Genomic DNA, 9,588 nt, shown 5'->3' with positions numbered 1-9,588 from the left:
GCCAGCGGCGGCGGCCAGGGTGGTGGCCGTGCCGCCGGTGTTCTGGCCCTGATCCTGGTGCTGTTTCTGGGCATCGGCGCCGGTTTGTTCGCCTGGAACGCCTGGGAGCGTCTCGACGAACAGCAGCAGCGCCTGGCCGAACTCGAGCAGCGCGCCGAAGGCGCGGCGTCCGCCGACGAGGTCGCCACCCTGCGCGAGGAGCTGGAGCGTGCCGACGAGACCCGCGACGCCGAGGTAGCCGAGGCGATCGAAACCATGCGCAGCGAATTCGCCAGCTACCGCAGCGAAGTCGACGGCGCCCTGGACCAGGTGCTGGCCGAGCTTTCCCGTGAGCAGGATGCCGACGAGCGCGAATGGCTCCATGCCGAAGCCGCCTACCTGCTGCGCCTGGCCAACCAGCGGCTGCAACTGGAGCGTGACGTAGAAGGAGCCGCGGCGCTGCTGCGTACCGCCGATGCCCGTCTGAACGAGGCCGACAACCCGGCGCTGCTCTCCGTACGACGTGCTATCGCCGCCGAGCTTTCGGTACTCGACGGCGTGCCCCGCGTCGACCGCAGCGGCCTCTATCTGGCGCTCAACGCCCAGCAACAGCGTCTGGCACAGCTGCCGCTGTCCCGCGAGCTGGAGGAGATCCCGGCACGCCCCGGCATCGAGGAAGCGCCCACCGGCGGATGGCAGGATCAGCTCTCCCGCTTCGGTCAGGAGCTGCGCGAACTCGTGGTGATCCGTCATCACGACGAGGCGCTCGAGGCGCTGGTCACGCCGGAGCAGGAGTCCTACCTGCGTCAAAGCGCTCGCCTGATTCTCGAGCAGGCCCAGCTGGCGCTGCTCAAGGAGGAGCAGGAACTCTACGAGGCCAGCCTCGACAAGGCCCTGGCCATGATCGAAGGCTACTACGACACTGAGCGTAACGAAGTCCAGGCCGTCATCGCGCGGCTCGAGGAGCTCAAGGGCGAGAACATCCAGCCCGAACTGCCCGACATCAGCGGCTCCCAGCAGGCTCTGGCCGAGTTCATCGAGCGTCGTTTCGGTTCGCGCGGCGAGCGGGGAGATGAGGCATGAGAAAGCTGCTGCTGATCGTTCTCTTCGGCCTGGCGCTGGGAGCGCTGCTCGGCCAGCTGATGGTATCGGTGCCGGGCTACTGGCTGGTGCGCGTGGGCGATACCTCCTACCAGACCTCGTTCTGGTTCGGCCTGGTACTGCTGCTGGCCGCCTTCCTCGTCCTGCACTTCGTGCTGCGCCTGTTGATGCGCATGAGCCATCCCGTCAGCCGGCTCAAGGTGTGGAATCGCCGCACGCGGCATCGCAACGCCATGAAGCGCACCGTGCGCGGCCTGGTGGCGCTGGCCGAAGGACGTTGGAAGCGCGCCGAGAAGTCACTGGTCAAGGCCGCCGACGACTCCAGCACGCCCCTGGTCAACTATCTTTCCGCCGCCTTGGCGGCCCACTATCAGGGCCGCTACGAGCAGGCCGACACGCTGCTCAAGCGTGCCCACCTCTCCACCGAAGGCGCCGACACCGCAGTGGGGCTGATGCAGGTCCAACTGATGCTGGACCGTCAGCAGTACGAGGAAGCGCTGGCCATACTGACCCGCCTCGACCGTCAGCTGCCCAACCACCCTCAGGTGCTCAAGCAGCTCAAGCAGGCCTATCTCAGCGTCAACGACTGGGAGGGTCTGCGTCGCCTGATGCCGCGTCTGGCCTCGCGCCAACTGATCTCGCCCCAGGAGCGCGGCCAACTGGAGCTGCGCGCCTACAAGGAGCTGCTGGTACACGAGTCGCGTGACCCGGGGAATGTCGAGCGCATTCGCAGCCTGTGGGCCGATATGCCGGATTCGCTACGCGGCAACGTCGAATTGATCGTGCTGTATGCCGAAGCGCTGGTACGGGGCGACGAGGAGGGTATCGCCGAGCGCCTGCTGCGCCATTCGCTCAAGGAGCATTGGGACAGTCGCCTGGTGCTGCGCTACGGGCTGCTCAACGTCGACCCGGCACGTCAGCTGGTGCATGCCGAGAAGTGGCTGCAGGAGCGGCCCAACGACCCCGACTTGCTGCTGACCCTGGGCCGTCTGGCACTGCGCAACGCCTATTGGGGCAAGGCCCAGGAGTACTTCGAGGCGAGCCAGCGCCAGCGACCCAGCGGGCTGGTCTGCGCCGAGCTGGCGCGGCTCTATGCCAACCTGGGCGAGCACAACAAGAGCCAGCTCTACTATCGCCAGAGCGTCGAACTGCTCGACAAGTCGCTACCCTCGCTGCCGCAGCCGGCCGAACCCGCCGAGGCAACGAATGCGAAGCCGGCCTCTCCCAAGGCTAGCTGAGTCGGCTTCAAACCGTCGCAAGGCAACGCAAGGGGCGCCACGGCGCCCCTTTCCCGTGTCGCAGGAGGACACCGTGGCACTCAAGCAGGTCTGGCAGCGCTGGACGTCCCGATACTTTTCCGACGAACAGGCGGTGATCCTGCTCGTCCTGCTCATCGTCGGCTTTGCCACCGTACTCTGGCTGGGGCGCATGCTGGCGCCTTTCCTCACGGCACTGGTGCTCGCCTTTCTGCTACAGGGGGCGGTAACGCGGCTCACGCGGCGGGGCATGTCGCACCTGACGGCGGTGATCACGGTCTTCGTGGTGTTCATCGGGCTGCTGCTCAAGGTCGTGCTACTGCTGATTCCGCTGGTGTGGTCACAGCTGACTGCCCTGGTGCAGGAGATCCCCTACATCGTCGGTCAGGGCCAGGAGCTGCTGGGGCAACTGGAGATGCGCTTCCCCAACCTGGTGAGCCCTGAGCAGATGCAGGCGTGGACCGCCATGGCCGGACGCGAGGCCACCCAGCTCGGCCAGCGGCTGCTGGCGCTGTCGCTGGCTTCGCTGGGTAATGTCATGGCGCTCATCATCTATCTGGTGCTGGTACCGATCCTGGTGTTCTTCCTGCTCAAGGATCGCGCGGTGCTGCTGGGCTTCTTCCTGCCCTTCCTACCGGAGAAGCGCACCTTGATGAGCCAGGTCTGGGCGGAAATGGAGGTGCAGTTGAGCAACTACGTGAGGGGCAAGGCGCTCGAGATCCTCATCGTCAGCACGGTCAGCTATGCCACTTTTGCCCTGTTCGGGCTGCCCTATGCGCTGCTGCTGGGCATCCTGGTAGGGCTCTCGACGCTGCTTCCGTATATCGGTGCTGCCGTCGTCACCCTTCCCGTTGCCGCCGTGGCGGGCTTCCACTTTGGTCTCACCCAGCCATTTCTCTACGTGATCCTGGCCTACGGCGTGATCCAGGCGCTGGACGGTAACGTACTGGCGCCGCTGCTGTTCGCCGAAGCGGTGAACCTGCATCCCGTGACGATTATCGTGGCGGTGTTGTTCTTCGGCGGCATCTGGGGTTTCTGGGGGCTATTCTTCTCGATTCCACTGGCCACTCTGGTCAAGGCGCTGTGGTTGGCCTGGCCACGCCAGGAGGCTCGTCCCGCCTAGGCAGGCCTCGTCCAAAACGAAGCGGGAGCTGCCATGTCGGCAGCCCCGCTCTATTTCCTTTTTCAGATATCTTCAGATTATCGGACGGTCAGTCCTTCTCCTCGTAGTCGCCCTTGAACACCGGGTTGGGTCTGGAGCGCGGGTCGTCCTCGCTCTCGCGGCTGCTCTCGCCGGAGCGGGGCTGCCCGCCCGGGCGGCCGTCGATGTCGAAGTTCTGCTGCATGAGACGCACGTTGGCGGGCGGTGCCTCGCCCTCCTTGCCCACACCGAAGTAGAGCGTGGTGTGCGGGAAGGGGATCTCGATGCCCTTAGCGTCGAAGTGCAGCTTGACCAGGCGGTTGTAAGCGCGCCCCACGCCCCACTGTGTGCCAGGGGTCGTTTTGATGCGCACGCGGATATTGATCGAGCTATCACCGAGGCCGGTGACGCCGGCTACCTCCAGCGGTGCGACGATGTTCATCTTGTGAGTCTCGTCTGCGGCCAATTCGTCGAAGGCTTCGCGCAGGACGACGATCGCTTCGTCGATGCTCTCGCGGTAGGCGATGCCGTACTCGCCGACGTGATAGCCGAACTCGCGCATGAAGTTAGAGACGGTATCCACGCTGGAGAAGGGCACGATGTGGTAGGTGCCGAAAAGGTCGCGAATACCTACCGAGCGTATGCTGAGCCGCTCGGCGGTACCCGTGATGCCGCCCACCGAGACCACGTCACCGGTATTCATGGCGTTCTCCACCTGAATGAAGATGCCGGTGATGATGTCCTGAACGAGTTTCTGCGCGCCAAAGCCGATGGCCAGGCCCAGCACGCCGGCACCCGCAATCAGCGGGCCGATATTGATGCCGATCTCCGACAGCACGATCATCCCGGTCATGGTGATCAGCGCAATGGCCAGCGCATTGCGGAACAGGGTCAGCAGCGTCTTGGCGCGGGCATCGGGCTCCCCGGTGCCGGTCTCGGGGTTGAGCTTGTGCTCGATCAGGCTGGCCAGCCCCAGCCACACGCCGATGGCGAGCAGCAGGATCACTGCCACGCTGATCAGCATGCCGACCAGGCCACGACCGGGCTCGGAAGCGTACCATGCGGCCAGATCGAAGGCGCCCCAAGCATCAAGCACCAGCAGCACCACCGCGGCCAGGATCACCATGCGAATGACTCGTAGCGCATTGGGCACGTAGCTGTTGAGCCGCGGTTCGAGCAGCGGCAGCTTGCGACGCAGGTCGTCGGAGAGGCGGATACGCCTTCCAATGGAGTGGGTCAGCAGGCTCGACAGCAGCATGCCGATCACCACCACGACCACCGTCTTGAGCGTCGCCATCAGCACGAAGGGCAGGGCGTCCGCCGGGCGCGTCAGGGTCAGCACCAGCACCATCAGGAAATAGGCCAGGGCGAACAGGTGCCAGGTGCGTGCGAACAGCTGTAGCGAGATGCGGGTGGCGGTGAAGTCGGAGCGGGCCGCCATGGCATTCAGCTCATCGCGGATGCGCAGGCGGTTCTTCAGCACCACTGCCACGGCATAGATGAAGGCGCCGAACATGATCAGCACGCCGACCGCCTGGCCCATGGTCGGGGCCAGATAGACGCTGGTCAGTGGCGCCACCACCAGCAGGCCGTAGCCGACCAGGCCGATCAGCCGGGCCAGCCAGCGGTTCCAGTAGGAGGCCTCGGCCGCCGAGATGGGCAGCAGCCTGAGCCCCTCGTAGCGCGAGGCGAACAGCATGCGAACGGCCGCCTTGATCAGCTCGATGATCAAGAAGGCGTTGAGGAACAGCGAGGCGCGGGTCGAGAGTTCGCCGGTCTCGCCCACGGCGAAGGTGGCGATCAGGTTGCCGCCCACATAGGCCAGCGCCACCACCAGCACGTCGGCAACGGCAGCGGCCAGTACCCCTAGAACGAGTCGAATGGTGGGATTGAGCCCACCTTTCTGCTGTTTCCAATGGCTCAAGCGAACGAAGAGTGGCCGCTCAAAGCGGCGGAATACCATGAACAGGGCGAAGGTGGCGGCGATGACCAGCCCCAGGTTGATCGCCGCAGTGAGAAAGTCGCCCCAGTCGATGGCGGTGGTGTCGGTCTCGGCGGTGAACAGGCCAGCCACCACGTCGAACAGGTTGCGCATCTCGCCACCGATATCGCTGACGACGCGACTAGTCATTTCGGCCAGCTGCCTGGGCAGCGATATCGCGCCATCCGGTTCGGCAGCCAGCCCCGGGTCGGCGGCAGCCTGACGACGCAGATGTTCGATCAGCTGCTGACGGGTCTGCTCGTTCTCGAGCAGCTCGGCCAGTACTTCAGGGGCCGGAGCGGCGCCGTTGTCGGCGGGTTGCGCCAAGGCCGGCGAAGACGCCAGCAGGGCGATAGATAGCCAGACCAGTAGGCAGGCAAGAATCCGTTGGGCAATCACGCAGGTCCTCCATTTCGGGCGTGTCGGCGGGCAGCGAAGCGTACTGAGCCAATCATACGGGTTCAAGGCGTGAGGAACGAATGCTTGTGCTGCACGCCCGGCTTTCTTATTCAGCTATTGTACATCATTTGATTGTTGTGTAATATTTAACCTGCGCCATCCCCCTTGTGGCGCGATTCCCTGCACCAAGTTCGACATCCCTCTTGCCATCCGTCCCCCGGATGGCTTTCTTTTTGTCTCGGCCACCCGAGTCGGCTAGCATCGGCTGGCGACAGCGACGAGAGAGGCGCATGAATGCGAGCGTGGGGCTAGTGCTAATGGTAGCAGCGGGCGGCGCCTTGGGCGGCATGGCGCGCCTGGCGATCTCCAACCTGTTTGCCAGGTGGGTGGGTACCGCCTTTCCCTGGGGCACCTTGTTCGTCAATCTCAGCGGGGCGCTGCTGGCCGGTGCGCTGGCCGGCTGGTTCGGCCTGGCCCGAGGGGGCGAGATGGAGGGAGGCTGGCTGTTTCTGGTCGTCGGTCTGCTGGGCGGCTACACCACCGTCTCTTCGCTGAGCCTGCAGAGCCTGGCCCTGTGGCAGAGCGGCCACCGCCGGGGGGCGATCGGCAACGTTGCCGTCACCCTGATCGCCGGGCTGATATTGGCGGCATTTGGCTGGTGGCTGACGGGGCGACTGACATGAACGGCTGGCGCGCCTATGCGGCGGTGGGGCTGGGCAGCGCCTTGGGCACGACGCTGCGCTATCTGGTATCGCTGGCCACCCATGCCACGCTAGGCCCGGCCTTCCCCTGGGGCACGCTGGCGGTCAACCTGCTGGGCTCGTGGCTGATCGCCGCCTTCGCCGCTCATGCTGCCCTGCGGGTCGGCGGCAGAGTGGCGCGCTGGCAGCCGTTCCTGGTGGCCGGCTTCTGCGGCGGCTTCACCACCTTCTCGCTGTTCAGCCTGGAGACGCTCTTCCTGCTCGAACTCGGCCGCCCCGGCCTGGCGCTGCTCTACGTCTTGCTTAGCGTTCTGCTGTGGCTGGCAGCGGCCTGGTGGGGCGACCGCTTCGTGCGAGCCCGTCACGCCTGACGGGCCACGGCTGGTTCCCTTTTTCTGGCGCTGTCAGCGCCTGGCCTTTGCCGTCTTCTTCTCGGCTTTGCCGGCCTTGGCGGGCGCCTCCGTCTCCTCCACCTCAGGGGCGGAGCGGAAGTGCTCGCGCACCAGCGCCAGCAGGCCCTGGGTCGAGGCATCGAACTCCTGGCTGCGCTCGTCGATGCGCTCGCTGATCTCGCCGGCGATGCGCTTGCCCAGCTGGACCCCCCACTGGTCGAAGGAATTGATGTTCCAGATCACCCCCTGCACGAAGACCTTGTGTTCGTAGAGCGCGATCAGCGCACCGAGGTTGCGGGGCGTCAGCTCGTCAAGCAGCAGCACGCTGGAGGGGCGGTTGCCGGGGCAGCTGTAGGGGTCGAGCTGGCTGCCCTCCTGGCTGCCCATCATGAAGGCGTTGGCCTGGGCCAGCATGTTGGTGAGCAGGGCGAAGTGGTGCTCCTCGACGCCGGGTTCGGGCTTGAGCGAGGCGATGAAGTCGATGGGTACGTAGCGGGTGCCCTGGTGCAGCAGCTGGAAGAAGGCGTGCTGGCCGTTGGAGCCGGTCTGGCCCCAGACGATGGGTCCGGTCTTGTAGTTCACCGGATGGCCGAAGATGTCCACCGACTTGCCGTTGGACTCCATATCGAGCTGCTGCAGGAAGGCCGGCAGCTGATGCAGCGCCTGATCGTAGGGCACGATGGCCTGGGTCTCGGCGCCGAGGAAGTTGATGTACCAGATGCCGATCAGGGCCATCAGCACCGGCATGTTGCGGGCGTTGGGGGCCTCGATGAAGTGCTGGTCCATGGCGTAGGCGCCCTCGAGCATCTCCATGAAGCCATCGAAGCCGATGGAGAGCGCGATGGGCAGGCCGATGGAAGACCACATCGAGTAGCGACCGCCGACCCAGGCCCAGAACTCGAACACGTTCTCCTCGCGGATGCCGAACTCCATGGCCGCCTTGCTGTTGGTCGAGGCGGCGACGAAGTGAGCGCCCACATCGGCGCCCTCACCGGCATTGTCGAGGAACCAGCGGCGTGCGGTCTTGGCGTTGAGCAGCGTCTCCTGGGTGGAGAAGGTCTTGGTCGAGACGATGAACAGCGTGGTGGCCGGGTCGAGCCGCTTGAGCACCTTCTGGATGTGGGTGCCGTCGACGTTGGAGACGAAGTGGAAGTTGAGCTCGGCGTGGCGGTACTTGAGCAGCGCCCGGCAGGCCATGTTGGGGCCGAGGTCCGAGCCACCGATGCCGATGTTGACCACGTCGCGGATACGCTCGCCGCTGTAGCCACGCCACTCGCCGCTGCGCACCGCCTCGGAGAACAGCCTGATCTGCTCGCGGGTGCGCTGGATCTCGGGCATCACGTCCTTGCCGTCGACCATCAGCGGGCCCTCGCCGAGGTTGCGCAGGGCGGTGTGCAGCACCGGGCGGTCTTCGGTGACGTTGATGATGTCGCCGGAGAACATCTGGGCGCGGCGCTGCACCAGCGCCGAGTGGTCGGCCAGTTCGAGCAGCTTGGCCAGCACCGCCTCGGAGACGTGATGCTTGGAGTAGTCGAGGAACAGCCCGCCGACGCGCAGGCTCATCTTGTCGAAGCGCTGCGGGTCGGCAGCGAAGTAGTCGCTGATGCGGTCGTTGGCGGTGGCCTGCTGCAGCCGCTGGAGAGCCTGCCAGGTGACGCTGCGGGTCAGATGGAACATGGTTTCCTCGCACGTGCGGGCGTGGCCCGCCATCTCGTTGTCAGGGGTTGCGTGAGGCCACCCAGGCCTCGGCGTCGGGAATGGCCATCTCGTAGGGCTGGTCGAGCCAGGGCGAGCTGACCAGGAAATCGGCGCTGGCCGCATTGCACGCCACCGGTACGTTCCACAGCGCTGCCAGGCGCAGCAGCGCCTTGACGTCCGGGTCGTGAGGCTGGGGTGCGAAGGGGTCCCAGAAGAAGATCAGCAGGTCGAGGCGCTGCTCGGTGATGCGCGCGCCGATCTGCTGGTCGCCCCCCAACGGGCCGCTCATCAAGCCTTCCACCGTGAGTTCCAGGCTGGCCGAGAGACGCCCTGCCGTGGTGCCGGTACCGACCAGCTCATGCTTGGCCAGGGTATCGCGCCAGCGTGTGGCCCATTCCAGCAGTTCGGCCTTCTTGCCGTCGTGGGCGATCAGGGCGATGCGCTTGCGTGCCGGCAGGGTACGGCGAACGCTGCGCTGGGGGCGGCTGTCGGTCATGGCTGGCCTACCTCGAGAATCTTCAGGGTATTGGTTCCACCGTGGGCGTTCATGTGATCGCCCCGGGTCAGGATGACATGATCCCCCGGTTCGGCAATCCCCTGCTGCACCAGCAGCGCCAGCGCCCGGTCGTTGAGCTCGCTGGCCGCCATCGCACTGGTGTCGAACGGCAGCGAGACCACGCCGCGGTAGAGCGCCATGCGCCGCTGGGCGATGGGGCTGTGGGCGAGCCCAACGATGGGTAGCCCCGAGCGGATGCGCGAGGCGATCAGCGGCGTGTAACCGGTGGAGGTCATGCAGGCGATGGCGGCCACCCCGGTGAGGTGGTTGGCGGCGTACATGGCGGACAGCGCGATGGTCTCGTCGATGCGCGAGAAGCCCTCGTGGATGCGGTGCCCCGACTCCTGGGCCACACGCTCGCGCTCGGCACCGAGGCACACCCGA

At 65.8% G+C, this 9,588-nt stretch carries 9 protein-coding genes; 5 read left to right on the top strand and 4 right to left on the bottom strand.

Annotated elements, in window-relative coordinates; translation table 11 throughout:
• The 3 genes from B8115_RS00430 to B8115_RS00420 all read left to right on the top strand — a co-directional run.
• On the top strand, positions 1-1,062 hold a 1,062-nt coding region (locus B8115_RS00430), incomplete at its 5' end, for a uroporphyrinogen-III C-methyltransferase (protein ID WP_010625752.1).
• Entirely contained in the window at positions 1,059-2,318 is a 1,260-nt protein-coding gene (locus B8115_RS00425) for a heme biosynthesis HemY N-terminal domain-containing protein (protein ID WP_010625751.1), read from the top strand. The genes B8115_RS00430 and B8115_RS00425, both read left to right, overlap by 4 nt.
• A gap of 73 nt (positions 2,319-2,391) precedes the next feature.
• Positions 2,392-3,459 (top strand): AI-2E family transporter, encoded by a 1,068-nt coding sequence (locus tag B8115_RS00420; protein ID WP_010625750.1) that lies wholly within the window; start codon positions 2,392-2,394, stop codon positions 3,457-3,459.
• An 88-nt stretch (positions 3,460-3,547) separates the two neighbouring features.
• Here the strand turns inward: B8115_RS00420 and ybiO are convergent, their stop codons facing one another.
• Complete coding sequence (gene ybiO, locus B8115_RS00415) at positions 3,548-5,857, bottom strand: mechanosensitive channel protein (protein WP_010625749.1); 2,310 nt, start codon at positions 5,855-5,857, stop codon at positions 3,548-3,550.
• A 290-nt stretch (positions 5,858-6,147) separates the two neighbouring features.
• On the opposite strand from ybiO, the gene B8115_RS00410 reads away from it, so the two are divergent.
• Both B8115_RS00410 and crcB read left to right on the top strand, forming a co-directional pair.
• A complete protein-coding gene (locus tag B8115_RS00410; RefSeq protein WP_010625748.1) occupies positions 6,148-6,540 on the top strand; it encodes a CrcB family protein in 393 nt (130 codons plus the stop codon).
• Positions 6,537-6,929, top strand: a complete 393-nt coding sequence (gene crcB, locus B8115_RS00405; RefSeq protein WP_010625747.1) for a fluoride efflux transporter CrcB — start codon at positions 6,537-6,539, stop codon at positions 6,927-6,929. The genes B8115_RS00410 and crcB overlap by 4 nt, the downstream gene beginning before the upstream one ends.
• Positions 6,930-6,962: 33 nt before the next feature.
• Here crcB and pgi read toward each other — a convergent pair whose 3' ends face one another.
• The 3 genes from pgi to B8115_RS00390 all read right to left on the bottom strand — a co-directional run.
• Positions 6,963-8,627: a glucose-6-phosphate isomerase gene (gene pgi / locus B8115_RS00400; protein WP_010625746.1), complete on the bottom strand. Its 1,665-nt coding sequence runs from the start codon at positions 8,625-8,627 to the stop codon at positions 6,963-6,965.
• 40 nt (positions 8,628-8,667) lie between these two features.
• Positions 8,668-9,144 (bottom strand): methylglyoxal synthase, encoded by a 477-nt coding sequence (locus B8115_RS00395; protein WP_010625745.1) that lies wholly within the window; start codon positions 9,142-9,144, stop codon positions 8,668-8,670.
• Positions 9,141-9,588 (bottom strand): pyruvate kinase alpha/beta domain-containing protein (locus tag B8115_RS00390; protein WP_010625744.1); only part of this gene is annotated, 448 nt, incomplete at its 5' end. The genes B8115_RS00390 and B8115_RS00395, both read right to left, overlap by 4 nt.

This window comes from Halomonas sp. KM-1 (genome assembly GCF_000246875.1).
GTDB classification, from domain to species: domain Bacteria; phylum Pseudomonadota; class Gammaproteobacteria; order Pseudomonadales; family Halomonadaceae; genus Halomonas; species Halomonas aerodenitrificans.
Note: the sequence above shows the minus strand (reverse complement) of the source record. Positions and strands in the feature narration are given on the sequence as shown.